Source organism: Methylobacterium sp. J-068 (genome assembly GCF_022829445.1).
Classification (GTDB): domain Bacteria; phylum Pseudomonadota; class Alphaproteobacteria; order Rhizobiales; family Beijerinckiaceae; genus Methylobacterium.
Genome location: NZ_JAKSXY010000059.1, coordinates 48,444 through 62,451, shown reverse-complemented (window position 1 = coordinate 62,451; position 14,008 = coordinate 48,444). Strand labels below are relative to the sequence as shown.

The following is a 14,008-nucleotide window of genomic DNA, read 5'->3' as shown; positions in this document are numbered from 1 at the left end:
GATCAGGCGACCGGATCGGCCGGGGGGCGACGCAGCATCAGGGACCAACCTCGATCCCGACCTTACCGGCGGTGTTGTGAGAGACGACGATGGCATCTGGAACGAACGAGTTGGGTGGTCAGGCCGCGTCGCCGCAGGGCGGAACGGTCGAGGCGGATGAATTCTCGAGCCTCCTCAAGCAGAGCTTCAAGCCGCGCACCGAACGGGCCGCGACCGAGGTCGAGAACGCCGTCGGAACGCTCGTCCGGCAGGCGCTGTCCGACACCAGCCTGATCAAGGACGACGTCCTCGACACGATCGAGGAGATGATCGCCCGGATCGACGAGAAGCTGACCTTGCAGGTCAACGAGATCCTGCACGCGCCGGAATTCCAGAAGATCGAGAGCGCGTGGCGTGGGCTCAACTACCTCGTCTTCAACTCGGAAACCGATTCGAGCTTGAAGATCAAGGTGATGAACATCTCCAAGAACGAGCTCTCCCGGAACCTGAAGATGTACCCGGGCGCCCGCTGGGATCAGAGCCCGCTCTTCAAGAAGGTCTACGAGTCCGAGTTCGGGCAGCTCGGCGGCGAACCGTTCGGTTGCCTGGTGGCGGATTACCACTTCAGCCACCTCCCGACCGACGTGCAGCTTCTGCGCGATCTGAGCAAGATCGCGGGCGCCGCCCACGCGCCGTTCTTCGCCGGGGCCGACCCGACGCTGCTCGGAATGGACAGCTACACCGAACTCGCCAATCCGCGCGATCTCGGCAAGATCTTCGACACGCCGGATTACGGACCCTGGAAGTCCCTGCGCGACTCGCCCGATTCCCGCTATCTCGGCCTGTGCATGCCCCGCGTCCTGTCGCGCCTGCCCTACGGCGCCAAGACCGAGCCCGTCGAGGAGTTCGCCTTCGAGGAGACGACGGACGGCCATGCTGGCGAGAGCTACGCCTGGATGAACGCCGCCTACGCGATGGCGGTGAACATCAACCGCGCCTACAAGGAATGCGGCTGGACGGTTCGGATCCGCGGCGTCCAATCCGGCGGTGAGGTCGTCAACCTGCCGAACCACACCTTCCCGACCGACGATGGCGGCGTCGACCTCAAGTGTCCGACCGAGATCGCCATCAGCGACCGGCGCGAGGCGGAACTGGCCAAGGCCGGCCTGATCCCGCTGATCCACCGCAAGAATTCCGACAAGGCCGCCTTCATCGGCGCGCAGTCGGTCTACAAGCCGAAGACGTTCTTCGGCGAGAAGGGCGTCGAGGCCACGGCGTCGGACAACCTGTCCTCCCGTCTGCCCTACATGTTCGCGGTCTCGCGCTTCGCGCACTACCTGAAGTGCATGGTTCGCGACAAGATCGGGTCGACGAAAGAGAAAGACCAGCTCACGAAGTGGCTCCAGGAGTGGATCAACCAGTACGTCGACGGTGATCCCGTGAACTCGAGCGAGCAGACCAAGGCGCGCAAGCCGCTGGCCGACGCGCGGGTCGACATCTTCGAGAACGAGGAGAATCCCGGATACTACTCCGCGCGCTTCTACCTTCGTCCGCATTACCAACTCGAAGGCATGGATATCGGCATGAGCCTCGTCTCGCGCCTGCCCGCGCCGGCCCAATAATCCGGGTCGCCCGATCGATCCCTGTCAGGATTCACCCATGCGGAGACATCCCGTGCTCCGCATCGTCTTGAGCGTGTGACCACGAAGCGGCCAACAAACGGAGGGGACGGTTATGGCAGTCGACATGTTTCTGAAGCTGGACGGGATCAAGGGCGAATCCCAGGACGGCAAGCACAAGGAGGAGATCGACGTCCTCGCCTGGTCCTGGGGCATGTCGCAATCCGGCAGCGGTCACGTCGGCTCCGGCTCCGGCGCCGGCAAGGTCTCGGTCCAGGACGTCAGCGTCACGAAGTACATCGACAAGGCGAGCCCGCCGCTCGCCTCGCATTGCTGCAGCGGCAAGCATATTCCCAAGGGAACGCTCTACGTCCGCAAGGCCGGCGACAAGCCGGTGGAGTACGTCAAGATCGAGATGGAAGATCTCATCGTGACGCACGTCTCGGTGGGCGGTTCGGGCGGCGAGGACCGGCTGACCGAGAACGTCACCCTGAACTTCGCCAAGTTCAAGTACGTCTACACGACCCAGGCGAAGGACGGCAGCGCCGGTCCGGAAGTCGAGGCGACCTGGAACATCGCCAAGAACGAGAAGTAGTCGGCCGCGCCGCGGATCGCCTCGGCGATCGGGCCGGCGATGGCAGCCTAACCAGCGGCGGGTTCGCGCCGGCCTCGGGCCGGACCGCCCGCCGCATCCTGCCGTTGCCGACCTGCGCGGCCCTCGTACACCTTGCGTTCGGGACCTTCGAGGCCGCGTGATGACTCGCAAAGGCAGCGCAAAGCGCGTCCGGATTCCCTTCGTCGAGGCCTTCCGCAGCGCCCACGGACAGCGCGACGCCCGCGAGGCGATCAACGAGCGCGACGAGGCGGGGGAGCGCATCATTCCCGGCCGGCGCGCCGTCGCGCGCTCGGCCATGAGCGCCGCCGACCTGCAGCGGGCCGTGGCCCGCGATCTGGAAGACCTCATGAACACTGTGAACTTCGCGGCCTCCACCGACATCTCGGATTTTCCGGCCGTGGCGACGTCGATCCTCAATTACGGCTTCACCGACATCTCGCGCCGCTCGATCGACGAGCAGACGGTCAGCGAGATCGGCGCCGAGATCGAGACGGCGCTCACCCTCTTCGAGCCGCGCCTCGCCGCCGGCTCCGTCGCCGCTTGGCGGGACCGCGACGTCGATCCGGCCGAGCTCAAGCTGCGCTTCGTGGTCCGCGCCGAGATCGATTGCGATCCCCTGAACCTGCCGGTCGAGTTCATCGCCGACCTCGAGCAGGACACCGGCAAGATCTCGATCCGCTACCGGTGAGCGCCGCATGACCAGCCCCGCGCCCGCCGCGCAGCGATCGACCCGGGACGATGCGGCGCCATGAATCGCGAGTTCCTCGACCTGTACAATCGCGAGCTCGGCGTGCTCCAGGAGCAGGCGCGGGAGTTCTCGGAGGAATATCCCGGCATCGCGGACCGCCTGGGTGGCCTGGTGGACGACCGGGCCGATCCGATGATCGCGGGCCTGCTCGAAGGGGCCGCCTTCCTGGCCGCGCGCGTGCAGCTGAAGATCAAGCACGAGTTTCCCGAGTTCTCGCAGAACCTGCTCGAACAGCTCGTGCCGAACTACCTCGCGCCGACGCCCTCCGTGATGCTCGCGCGCGTGAAGCCGACCTTCGGGGACCCGGCCCTGCGCGACGGACCGCGGATCGCGCGCGGCGCGAACCTGGACGCGACCTATCGCGAGCGTGAGCGCAGGGTGGCCTGTCGCTTCAGGCTCTGCGCCGACCTGCGGCTCTGGCCCTTCGAGATCACGGCGGCGGAGTATCTCGCCCATGCGGGGCCGATCCAGGCGCTGGGGGTCGGGGGCGCGGCGGTCGCCGGCCTGCGGCTGACGCTGACCCATCGCACGACCGCGCGTCCGGAGGACGAGCCCCCGGCGCAGAAGGGGGGCGAGGCGCCGGAAACCTGGTTCGCGGGTTGCGCCGTCGACGAATTGCCGATCCATCTCATCGGACCGGAGGCCGACGCGGCGGCGCTCTACGAGCAGCTCTTCGCCAATTGCACCGGCGTCTATCTCCGTTACCTCGATGCCTTCGGCGATCCCGTGCTCGTCTCACTCGGCCGGGAGACCCTGCTGCCGGTGGGGTTCGAGGCCGAGGAGCGGCTGTTCCCGAAGGACAACCGCCTCTTCGACGGGTTCGACCTCCTGCGCGAATACTTCACCTTCCCGCGCAAGTTCCTGGGCTTTCGGCTGACCCGGCTCGCCCGGGTGCTGGCGCGCGTCCAGGCACGCTCGCTCGATCTCATCGTCACCTTCGACGAGGCCAACGGACGCCTCGCGGCGACCGTGACGCCCGAGGCCTTCGCGCTCTATGCCGCCCCGGCCATCAACCTGTTCGAGATGACGCTGGACCGGGTCCCGGTCCAGGCGCGCCAGCACGAGTACCACCTCGTGCCGGATCGCAGCCGGCCCCTGGATTTCGAGCCGCATCGGGTGCTCCAGGTCTACGCGCACCATCCGGGCCGGCCGGAAAAGGCCCTGGTGCGGCCGCTCTACGCCGCCGAGGGCGAGGCGGCTCCGACCGGTCTGGCCTACACCCTGCGCCGGCTCCCGCGCCGCCGGACGAGCCGGGAGCGCAGCGATTACGGCGCGGCCTCCGACTATACGGGCACCGACGTCTTCCTCTCGCTGATCGAGCCGGCGGGCATCGACGCGGAGAGCGACGTCGCCGAGGTCAGCGTGCGCGCCCTCTGCTCGAACCGCCACCTGCCCGAACACCTGCCGGTGGGTGAGACCGGCGCCGATTTCCGTTTCACCGAGGACGGCGCCCTCGCGGTCGTCTGCGTCGCCGGGCCGACGCGCCCGCGCGAGCCCGTGGTGGCGCAACTGCGCAGCCGGACGCAGAGCACCCACACGGGCGCCGTCGCCTGGCGCCTGATCAGCCTGCTGCGGCTCAACCCCCTCGGCCTCGTGGAGCGCGGCAGCGGGCGGGGCGGCGAGGCCCTGCGCGAGGTCCTGACCCTGTTCGCCGACCTCTCGGACAGCGCCATCGAGCGGCGCATCCGGGGCCTGCGCGGCGTCGACAGCCGGCCCGTGATCCGCCGCCTGCGCCAGCGCACCGGGACGGGCGCGGCCCGCGGCACCGAGGTCACGGTCGTCCTCGACGACAAGGCCTTCGAGGGCACCGGCACCTTCCTGCTCGGGGCCATCCTCGAACGCTTCCTGGCCGATTACGCCTCGCTCAACCACTTCACCCAGACGGTGATCCGAACCACCGAGCGCGGCGAGATCATGCGCTGGCCGCCCCGCGTCGGCGCGCGGAGGCTGATGTGACCGATCGGCCGGACATCCGCGCGATGACCCTTCGCCAGGGGATCAGGCAAGCCCCCTGGGCCTTCGACCTGCTCGCGGCCCTGCGGCGGATCGAGCGCAGCCACCCCGACAAGCCCAGGATCGGCGACAGCGCCGCCCGGCGCGACGATTACGTGGCCCTGGGCGAGGATCCCTACCTCGCCTTTCCGGCGGCCACCATCGCCCGCGCCGACGAGGACCGGCAGGGGCGTCTGCGCCTCTTCGTGCAGTTCCTCGGCCTGCTCGGGCCGCAGGGGCCGCTGCCGCTCTCGACCACGGACGAGGCCTATGGCTGGACCCTGGCCCGCGACGACGCCTTCCCGCGCTTCCTCGACATCCTGAACCACCGGTTCCTGCAGCTCTTCTACCGGGCCTGGGCCGATGCGCGGCCGATCGCCCAGAACGAGATCCCAGAGGCGGACCGCTTCGCCGCCTATATCGGCTCGGCCATCGGCCTCGGCTCGCCCGCTCTGACGGCGCGCGATTCGGTTCCGGACGCGGCCAAGCTCGCCTATGCGGGGCTCCTGGCGCCGGCGGCCCGCTCCGCGTCGCGCCTGTGCAACGTGCTCTCCGGGCTCCTCGGGGTCGAGGTCGAGGTCGAGGAATTCGTCGGCAGCCACCTCGAATTCGAGGCCGCCGACCGCAGCCGGCTCGGCCTCGCCAACGCCCGCCTCGGCGCGGACCTGCTCCTCGGATCGAGCGTGTTCAGCGTCGACGACAAGATCCGCCTGCGGATCGTCGCCGCCGACCTCACCGGCTACGAGCGGCTGCTGCCCGGGGGCGAACAGTGCCGGCCGCTGGCGGACCTGATCTTCCTCTATCTCGGCGACGAACTCGACTGCGACGTCGAGCTGGCGCTGCCCGTGACCGCCGTCGAACCCTTGAGCCTCGGGCGCTTCGGCCGCCTCGGCTACACGAGCTGGATGGGGGCCTGCGTGCCGGACAGCGCCGACCTCGTCCGCCGCGACGCCCGCTTCCATCCCGCCGAGCGCGCCGCCCGGCCGCCGGCCCCGCACGCTGGATATCCACAGGCATGAGCGAGATCAGTCTCGAGACCGTCACGGGCAAGCTCAACCGGGTCGGCTACGACGCCTTCATCCAGGCCCTGCGCCAGGCCAAGGGGGCGGGCAACCGCAATGTCGAGCCGGCCCATTGGCTGCTCCACCTGCTCAGGCGGGAGGGCACCGACCTCGCCCTGACGGTGGACCGCTACGGGCTCGACGCGGCCCGGCTCTCGGCCGACCTCGCCCGCTCCGTCGACGGCCTGCGGCGGAATGAGACGGAGATGCCGGGCATCTCGAACGTCATCATCGACCTCCTCGACCGGGGCTGGCACTACGCGACCCTGTTCTTCGGCGAGACCCAGATCCGCTCCGGACACGTCCTCGTCGGCGCCCTGAAATCGAGCGAGTTGCGGCGCGCCCTCGTGGCGCTCTCGGGCGAGTTCGGCAAGATCCCGATCGATGCCCTGGCGGGCGAGCACCGCACGGTCTGGGCCAAGTCCGAGGAGGAGAACCTCCGGCCGATGGACGGGTCCGGCGCGATCGCGGCCGGGACGCCGGGGGCCGCCGCGGCCGCCACCGGCCAGACGGCTCTGGGCCGCTTCTCGCAGGACCTGACCGCGAAGGCGGCCTCGGGCGAGATGGACCCGATCCGGGGCCGCGACGAGGAGATCCGCCAGCTCATCGACGTGCTGATGCGCCGGCGGCAGAACAATCCCATCCTCACCGGCGAGGCGGGCGTCGGCAAGACGGCGGTGGTGGAGGGCTTCGCCCAGGCCATCGCGGCCGGGGCCGTGCCGCCGGCGCTCCAAGGTGTCCGGCTCTGCGCCCTCGATATCGGGCTGATGCAGGCGGGCGCCTCCATGAAGGGCGAGTTCGAGCAGCGCCTGCGCTCGGTGATCGACGAGGTCCAGTCCTCGCCGACCCCCGTGATCCTGTTCATCGACGAGGCCCATACGCTGATCGGCGCCGGCGGGCAGGCGGGCACCGGGGATGCGGCCAACCTGCTCAAGCCGGCGCTGGCGCGCGGGACGCTGAAGACCATCGCGGCGACGACCTGGGCCGAGTACCGCCAGCACATCGAGAAGGACCCGGCCCTGACCCGCCGGTTCCAGCCGATCCAGGTCGGCGAACCCGGCGTGGCGCAGTGCTGCGACATGCTGCGCGGGCTGCTCGGGCCCATGGAGGCGCATCACGGCGTGCGCATCTCGGACGCGGCGATCGTGGCCGCCGTCCAGCTCTCGCACCGCTACATCCCGGCCCGCCAGCTCCCCGACAAGGCGGTGAGCCTGCTCGACACCGCCAGCGCCCGGGTCTCGATCAGCCAGACGGCGATTCCCGCCGCGATCGCCGACGCCCGGGTGGCGATCCGCGCCCTGGAGGGGGAGCGCGCCGCCCTGGTCGCCGACCGCGACCTCGGGGCCGGCAACGAGGAGCGCATCGGCGCCATCGACGGCGAGAGCGCGGCGCTGACCGAGCGCCTGGCCGGGCTCGAAGCGGCGTGGCGCGACGAGACGGCCCTGGTTCAGGAGATCCGCGACCTGCGCGCCGCTCTCTCCAAGGAGGAGCCCGCGGCCGCGCCGCCGATCGGTGCCGCGCTGGAGCCCGGTTCGGGTTCGGCCCCGCCCAGCCTGCCCGCCGACCCCGAGGCCCGGCGCGCCGCGCTCAAGGCCTGCGCCGACCGGCTCGAGGCGATCGAGCCCGAGGCGCGGATGATCTACGCCCATGTCGACGAGCAGGCCGTGGCCTCCGTGGTCTCCGACTGGACCGGCATCCCGGTCGGCCGGATGGTCAAGGACGAGATCGAGACCGTGCTGCGCCTGCCCGAGATCCTCAACCGGCGGGTCGTCGGCCAGAGCCACGGGCTCGCGGGCATCGCCAAGCGGATCGAGACCAACCGGGCCAAGCTCGACAATCCGAACAAGCCGATCGGCGTGTTCATGCTCTGTGGCCCCTCCGGCGTCGGCAAGACCGAGACCGCGCTGGCGCTCGCCGAGGCCCTCTACGGAGGCGAGCAGAACATGATCACCATCAACATGAGCGAGTTCCAGGAGGCGCACACCGTCTCCACGCTCAAGGGCGCGCCCCCCGGCTATGTCGGCTACGGCGAGGGCGGGCGCCTCACCGAGGCGGTCCGGCGCAAGCCCTACAGCGTGATCCTCCTCGACGAGGTCGAGAAGGCCCATCCGGACGTCCACGAGATCTTCTTCCAGGTCTTCGACAAGGGCGTGATGGAGGACGGCACCGGCCGGCGCATCGACTTCAAGAACACCCTGATCATCCTGACCTCGAATGTCGGCACCGAGGTCATCATGCAGCTCGCGCGCGACCCGAGCTACGCCTCCGATGCCGAGGCGCTGGCCCAGGCGCTGCGCCCGAGCCTCCTCAAGGTTTTCCCGCCCGCCCTGCTCGGGCGGATCGTCACCATCCCCTACCTGCCGCTCTCACCGGACATGCTCGCCGGCATCGTGCGCCTGCAACTCGACCGGATCGGCCGCCGCGTCACCGAGAACCACGGCGCTGCCTTCGGCTACGACGACGCGGTGGTAGAATACATCGTCTCCCTCTGCAACGACCCGGATTCCGGCGGCCGGATGATCGACAACATCATCACCAACACGCTGCTCCCGGCGCTCTCGCGCGAGTTCCTGAACCGCACCCTGGCCAAGGAAGCGGTGACCGACGTGCGCGTGACGATGGGCGACGGGACCTTCGCCTATGCGTGGAACGGGACGGGCGCCGATGCGGCGCCACACGGTGACGAGGCCGCGCCGCGCGACGCGGAGGCGACACCACGCGACGCCGGGGCGCCGGTCACGGAACCCGACGCCGCCTGATCGCCCGGCATCCCACGAGGCTTTCGAGGAGGGGAGTGCGAAGACGATGATCCGCAACCGTTTCGAGCAGGTCGACGAACCGCCCGGCGATGCCACGACGCTGGCGCTCGCCCGCCGAGGCGAGGAAGCCTTCGGGGTGGTCAACTGCCCCGCCTCGGCCACCCAAGGCCGGCTCCCGAAGGATTTCTCCTCGGGCGCGCTGCCGGCCAAGGACGCGTTCCGCGCCGCAATCCGCTTCGCCAACGACTTCAAGGTTCCCCTGGTCGTGCTGGACCCGGACGGCCTCTGGCAGGCGGAATGGGGTGACCTCTATCGCGATGCGGACGATCCGACCCTCGAATGAGGGATGGCGCGGCGGGCGGCGTCGGGCTCTCCCGAGCGACAGATTCGTCCGATGCGAACACCTCGTCCCGATCCGGCCTCCGGCGGCGGATCGGCGACGCGTTCGAAGGCCGGGCCAACGACGGGAGTGCACCCATGATGCAGATCAATGTCGGTGATCACACCAGTTCCAACGTCGACAGCGGTTGGATCGCGGTTCCGCCCAAGCATCGCGAGATGATGCGCTGGGCCCGTTCGAAGGCGATCTGGATCGCGGCGAACAAGCCGGCCGCGAACGTCTACTTCCGATCGCTGAAGCACGGGCGCTCGTTGTCCCAGATCGTCGCCGACCGGAACGTCTGGATCAACTTCATCGTCGATGCCAGCAATTACGGTTGGGGTGAGACGCCCGGCCTCGAGGTCGCGATGTCGACGCGCTCGTTCCGCGAGGGGCGCTGGCAACTCCTGGCGAGCCTGTGCCACGAATTGGCCCACACGAACGGCGCCGACGAGGACGATCCCAACGGGAGTCAGGCCGAGGAAGCGGTCCTGCATTGCGGCATGGGCTACGCCTCCGAGAAATCCTCCGGCGCCGACGACCGGTTCAGCCCCTACGATCCGCATATCAGCGGCTAGAGCATCGTCTTTTTCCGAAAGCCGGCGGCGACCTTTCGGGACGAGGCTCCGGGCGGTCCGCCATCCGAAGGTCGATCCCGCATCGTGGCGCGTGAGGTCGACCCTCTGCGCCCTGGAAGTTCGGGAGGCTCAGCGCTCATGTGCCCTGTCCAGGTCATCGCCCGTTCCGGCGCGCGCCTGCTGGTCGTCCTCGCCATCGTGGCGCTCCCGGCCCGCGCCGGGGCGTCGCGCCAGGACGACGCGGCCTCTCGGCATGAGATGGACCGCCGGCCCCTGGTCAAGCGGCCCCCGAGGGGCGGGTGTATCGAGCCGGGGAAGCGCATCCTCTGCAAGCGGGCCTGCGCCGACGCGCTCGCGGCCTGCGGCGGGGAGCGCACGGCCTGTGCGGCCGAGCAGGCGGCCTGCGTGACGCGGTGCCCCCCGAAGCTCTGCTCACGGGGACGCGCGGGAGATTGACCCGCCCTCAATCGGAGGCATCCGCCGGGGCATCCGATTGCGGATCGGCGTGAGACGCCGACACCCCGTCGGCCGCCGTAGCCGTGGCCCCGAACAGCGTTCGTCCCGCGCCGATGAAGCGGGCCGGATCGACGGGCCCGGCGGCGAGCCGCGTCTCGTAATGCAGGTGCGGCCCGGTCGAGCGCCCGGTGGAACCGACGAGGCCGATGGGGGCCCCGGCCGCGACGGTCTGGTCGACGGTGACGCCGATGCTCGACAGGTGTCCATACCGGGTGACGACGTCCCGGCCGTGTTCGATCTCGACGAGATTGCCGTAGCCCCCGCTCGGTCCGGCCGTGACCACCCGGCCGCTCGCCGCCGCGCGCACGGGCGTGCCCACCGGCGACCGGAAATCCATGCCGGCATGCATGCGCGCGCCGCCCGTGAACGGGTCGGAGCGCATGCCGAAATTGCTGGTCAGGCCGGCTCCGCCCTCGATCGGCGCCAGGAGCGGCAGGCTGTCCACCGCCATCCGCCAGCGGTTCGATTCGGCGAGCGCGCCCTCGGCCTGGGCGACCGCCGCCACGAAGGAATCCCGCGGGCCGGGTGAGGGGGGCAGCGGTGCGGCGGGAAGGGACACGCTCAGCGGAAGTTCGGCCAGGACCGCGCGGATGCGCTCGACGGCGGCCCGGCCGGCGGTCGCGAGGGTGGTGAGGATGCGAAGCTGCCCGGCCTCGACCCGGCCCAGCGAGGCCTCGATCCGGCCGAACTGGTCCCGCGCGCCGAGCGCCGTCAGTTGGGCCACATTGAGGGCAGGGTCGTTGCGCAAGCCGCCGCTGCGTCCCGGGCGGCCGGACGGCGCGCCCTCGGCGGGTGGCGCGGCGTCACGTCCCTCCGGCCTGCGTCGCGCACGCTCGCCCGGCGCCGGCTCGGCGGCGGCCGCCGGCGGGACGGGGGCCGCGCGCTCGTTCGCGGGTTTGTCGAGCGGGGGTTTCTCGCCGGGGAATTTGTCCGCCAGCGTCCGCTCCGCCATCGCGGCGAGGAGCGCCTGCCGGCTCTCGAGGTCGACCTGCCGCGTGATGATGTCGGCGAGGCGACCCGACAGGCCCTCCTCCTCGAGGACCTGATGGCTGGCGACGCCGACGAGGCGCCGGGTCAGGGCCCGCACCTTGTCGTCATGCGCGGCCTGCCGGAGCCCGGCCTCCTCGGTCAGCCGCTGAACCGTCCGGTAATTGGCGATCGCGAACCCGGTGGCCGCCGCCCCCCAGACGAAGGCCGCCGCGAGCAGCCAGAGCGTGCCCGCGCCGCCGCGCCGCCCCGCGCCCCGCGTGCCGCGCCGCGCCGCCGGGGCGGGGAGGGGGCGCCGCTGCTTGGCCGGCCTCACCGCGCGGCGTCCCGGCCAAGGCTGCGCACCGGCACGGCCCGCGACGCGGCGGCGGAGCGAGGCCCGCGCGGGTGCGGGACGAGAGGGATGGGATCGAGCCGGATCAAGGTCTGGAACACCGTGCGCGGGCGGTGACGGAAAAGCGTGGCGGATGGCGATGCCGGACACTCCGGAACCGACATCCCGGAAGTGCCTGGATTCTGGACCGGTTTTGGTTATACCCAGAGGAGGGATTTCTCAACCGGCGGGGCGCCATGGATACCGGGTCCCAGATCGATTCGCCTGCGGGCGAGGACGCCGCGACGTCGCACACGATGAGCGTCCCGAGTGCCCTCGCGCTCGCCATGCGCCTCCATCGGTCCGGCGAGACGACCATCGCCGAGCGGATCTACGGCCGCATCCTGGAGGCCGTCCCGGATCATCCGGACGCCACGCATTTCCTCGGCGTCCTGCATCACGGGACCGACCGGTCGGAGGAGGGAATCCGGCTGATCCGGCACGCGATCACCCTGCAGCCCCAGGATGCCGGGATGCGCAACAACCTCGGCAACATCCTGAACGATCGCGGCCGGTTCGAGGAGGCGGTGGAGGCCTATCTCGGCGCGGTGGAGATCGAGCCCCGGAACGTCGATATCCTCAACAATCTCGGCGTCGCCCTGCGGACGCTCAACCGCTTCAACGATTCCGAGGCCGCCTACCGGCGCGTCATCGCGATCGATCCGGCGCATCGCGAGGCCCACGACAATCTCGGCCGGCTCCTCGCGAGCCGGGGCCGCTTCGAGGAGGCCGTGGCCTGCCACCAGACCGCCCTGACGCTGGAACCCCGCAACGCGGAGACCCGGCGGCTCCTGGCCGACATGCACGTCCTGCGCGGCGACCGGCAGACGGCGGTGGCGATCCTCGACGATTGGCTGGAGGACGAGCCCGGCAGCGTGACCGCGCGCCACCTGCGCGCGGCGATCTCGGGCCAGGACGTGCCGTCACGGGCGAGCGACGCCTACGTGGCCAAGCTCTTCGACGCCTATGCCACGAGCTTCGACCGCAGTCTCTCCGGCCTCGAATACCGCGCGCCCGACCTCGTGGCGGCGGCCCTGGGGGGCCTGGCCGGCCAGCCGGAGAAGGGCCTCGCCATCCTGGATGCGGGCTGCGGCACGGGCCTGTGCGGCCCGCTGGTCTCGGCCTGGGCACGGGACCTCGTCGGCGTGGACCTCTCCGAAGGAATGCTGGCCCAGGCGGTGGAGCGCGGCTGCTACGACACCCTGGTGCATGCGGAACTCACGGGCTTCCTCGCGGCGCATGACTGCGCCTACGACCTCGTGCTTTCGGCCGACACGCTCTGTTATTTCGGCGACCTCGCCGAGGTGCTGGTGGCCGCGCGCACCGCCCTGAAACCGGGCGGCGGCGTGATCTTCACCCTGGAGGCCGATGACGGCGCGCAGCCGTTCGTCCTCAACCCGCATGGGCGCTACGGCCACCGGGAGGACTACGTGCGCCGGGCGCTCGACGCGGCGGGCTTCGGGGAGGTCGGCATCGACCACCAGATCCTGCGGATGCAGCGCGGCGAACCGGTCCGGGGCCTCGTCGTCACGGCCCGTCGCCCCTGAGGACGCGCCTCGCCGCGCGCGTGCCCCGGCCGTTCAGCCGCTGAGCTTCAGCCGGTAGCTGTACATGTCGCCGCGAAACAGGCCCTCGACATATTCGATCATCTGACCGTCGGCGGCGAAGCTGTGCCGCTTGATGAGCAGGCACGGCAGCGGCTCGTCGAACGCGAACAACTCGCATTCCAGCCGCGTCGGCGTCGTCGCCTCGATGGTCTGCTCGCAATTGACGAGGCGCGCGCCGCACTTGTCGGCGAGGCAGGCATAGACCGACCCGGACAGGTCGGCCTCCTCCAGGGCCGGCGCGGCGGCGAGGTTGTACCAGGCGATCTCGCGCGACATCGGGACGTCGTCGCCGCAGCGGACCCGGGTGAGGCGCAGGAACGGCGCCGTCGAGGGCAGGCCGAAGATCGAGGAGATCGAGCGGTCCTGAACCACGCTGCGTTCGAGGATTCGGGAGGAGGGAACCTTGCCGAGTTCCCGCATCTCCTCAGTAAATCCCTTCAGGCGATCCATGCCCGGGCGGATCTGATCCTTGAATCCGCGAACAACGAACCCCTTGCGTCCCTGTGACGTCAGGAGTTGGCGTTGCCGGAGTGCTATATAGGCGCGCTGGATCGTGACCCTGCTGACACCGAGACTCTCGGCGAGTTGTCGTTCGGCCGGTAAGATGGTACCAACTGGCAGAACACCGGATTCAATGAGTGCGTAAAGTTGTTCCTCCAATTGTTGATACAATGGCATCGCAGTATCGTCGCGAAGCCGTAAGTAGCTCATGACTGATGGCCGATCGTCGGCAAGCCCGGAAAGCTTGTCCCTCGCATCGAATTTAGCTTGTGAGAGGAGTCGTAAGGTCGGTT

The 14,008-nt window shown here is 70.0% G+C and carries 12 protein-coding genes and 1 pseudogene; 10 read left to right on the top strand and 3 right to left on the bottom strand.

What is annotated here, in order from left to right; translation table 11 throughout:
• The first annotated feature begins 89 nt into the window (after positions 1–89).
• The 9 genes from tssC to MKK54_RS06465 all read left to right on the top strand — a co-directional run bounded on the left by tssC (position 90) and on the right by MKK54_RS06465 (position 10,187).
• Positions 90–1,601 (top strand): type VI secretion system contractile sheath large subunit, encoded by a 1,512-nt coding sequence (gene tssC / locus MKK54_RS06505; RefSeq protein ID WP_244009976.1) that lies wholly within the window; start codon positions 90–92, stop codon positions 1,599–1,601.
• Positions 1,602–1,713: 112 nt separating this feature from the next.
• Positions 1,714–2,193 carry an Hcp family type VI secretion system effector gene (locus tag MKK54_RS06500; protein ID WP_244009975.1) on the top strand — a complete coding sequence of 160 codons (480 nt, stop codon included), beginning with the start codon at positions 1,714–1,716 and terminating at the stop codon, positions 2,191–2,193.
• Between the two features lie 160 nt (positions 2,194–2,353).
• Positions 2,354–2,902, top strand: coding sequence for a type VI secretion system baseplate subunit TssE (gene tssE, locus MKK54_RS06495; protein WP_244010141.1), 549 nt, complete (start codon positions 2,354–2,356; stop codon positions 2,900–2,902).
• A gap of 60 nt (positions 2,903–2,962) precedes the next feature.
• Entirely contained in the window at positions 2,963–4,918 is a 1,956-nt protein-coding gene (tssF, locus tag MKK54_RS06490; protein ID WP_244009974.1) for a type VI secretion system baseplate subunit TssF, read from the top strand.
• Positions 4,919–4,941: 23 nt separating this feature from the next.
• Entirely contained in the window at positions 4,942–5,973 is a 1,032-nt protein-coding gene (gene tssG / locus MKK54_RS06485) for a type VI secretion system baseplate subunit TssG (RefSeq protein WP_244009973.1), read from the top strand.
• Positions 5,970–8,774 carry a type VI secretion system ATPase TssH gene (gene tssH, locus MKK54_RS06480; protein WP_244009972.1) on the top strand — a complete coding sequence of 935 codons (2,805 nt, stop codon included), beginning with the start codon at positions 5,970–5,972 and terminating at the stop codon, positions 8,772–8,774. The genes tssG and tssH overlap by 4 nt, the downstream gene beginning before the upstream one ends.
• A 46-nt stretch (positions 8,775–8,820) precedes the next feature.
• Positions 8,821–9,117 (top strand): hypothetical protein, encoded by a 297-nt coding sequence (locus MKK54_RS06475; protein WP_244009971.1) that lies wholly within the window; start codon positions 8,821–8,823, stop codon positions 9,115–9,117.
• A 134-nt stretch (positions 9,118–9,251) separates the two neighbouring features.
• The gene (locus tag MKK54_RS06470; protein ID WP_244009970.1) at positions 9,252–9,731 is read left to right on the top strand and encodes a hypothetical protein; all 480 of its coding nucleotides are present in this window, start codon (positions 9,252–9,254) and stop codon (positions 9,729–9,731) included.
• 138 nt (positions 9,732–9,869) lie between these two features.
• Complete coding sequence (locus tag MKK54_RS06465; RefSeq protein WP_244009969.1) at positions 9,870–10,187, top strand: hypothetical protein; 318 nt, start codon at positions 9,870–9,872, stop codon at positions 10,185–10,187.
• Positions 10,188–10,194: 7 nt separating this feature from the next.
• Here the strand turns inward: MKK54_RS06465 and MKK54_RS24635 are convergent, their stop codons facing one another.
• Entirely contained in the window at positions 10,195–11,550 is a 1,356-nt protein-coding gene (locus MKK54_RS24635) for a M23 family metallopeptidase (RefSeq protein WP_244009968.1), read from the bottom strand.
• A gap of 314 nt (positions 11,551–11,864) precedes the next feature.
• On the opposite strand from MKK54_RS24635, the gene MKK54_RS06455 reads away from it, so the two are divergent.
• Positions 11,865–13,154, top strand: a complete 1,290-nt coding sequence (locus MKK54_RS06455) for a tetratricopeptide repeat protein (protein WP_244009967.1) — start codon at positions 11,865–11,867, stop codon at positions 13,152–13,154.
• 33 nt (positions 13,155–13,187) lie between these two features.
• Here MKK54_RS06455 and MKK54_RS24630 read toward each other — a convergent pair whose 3' ends face one another.
• Entirely contained in the window at positions 13,188–13,664 is a 477-nt protein-coding gene (locus MKK54_RS24630; RefSeq protein ID WP_313898375.1) for a GntR family transcriptional regulator, read from the bottom strand.
• 42 nt (positions 13,665–13,706) lie between these two features.
• Positions 13,707–13,892, bottom strand: a pseudogene (locus MKK54_RS24625) (GntR family transcriptional regulator); the annotation flags it as partial.
• Positions 13,893–14,008 lie beyond the last annotated feature (116 nt).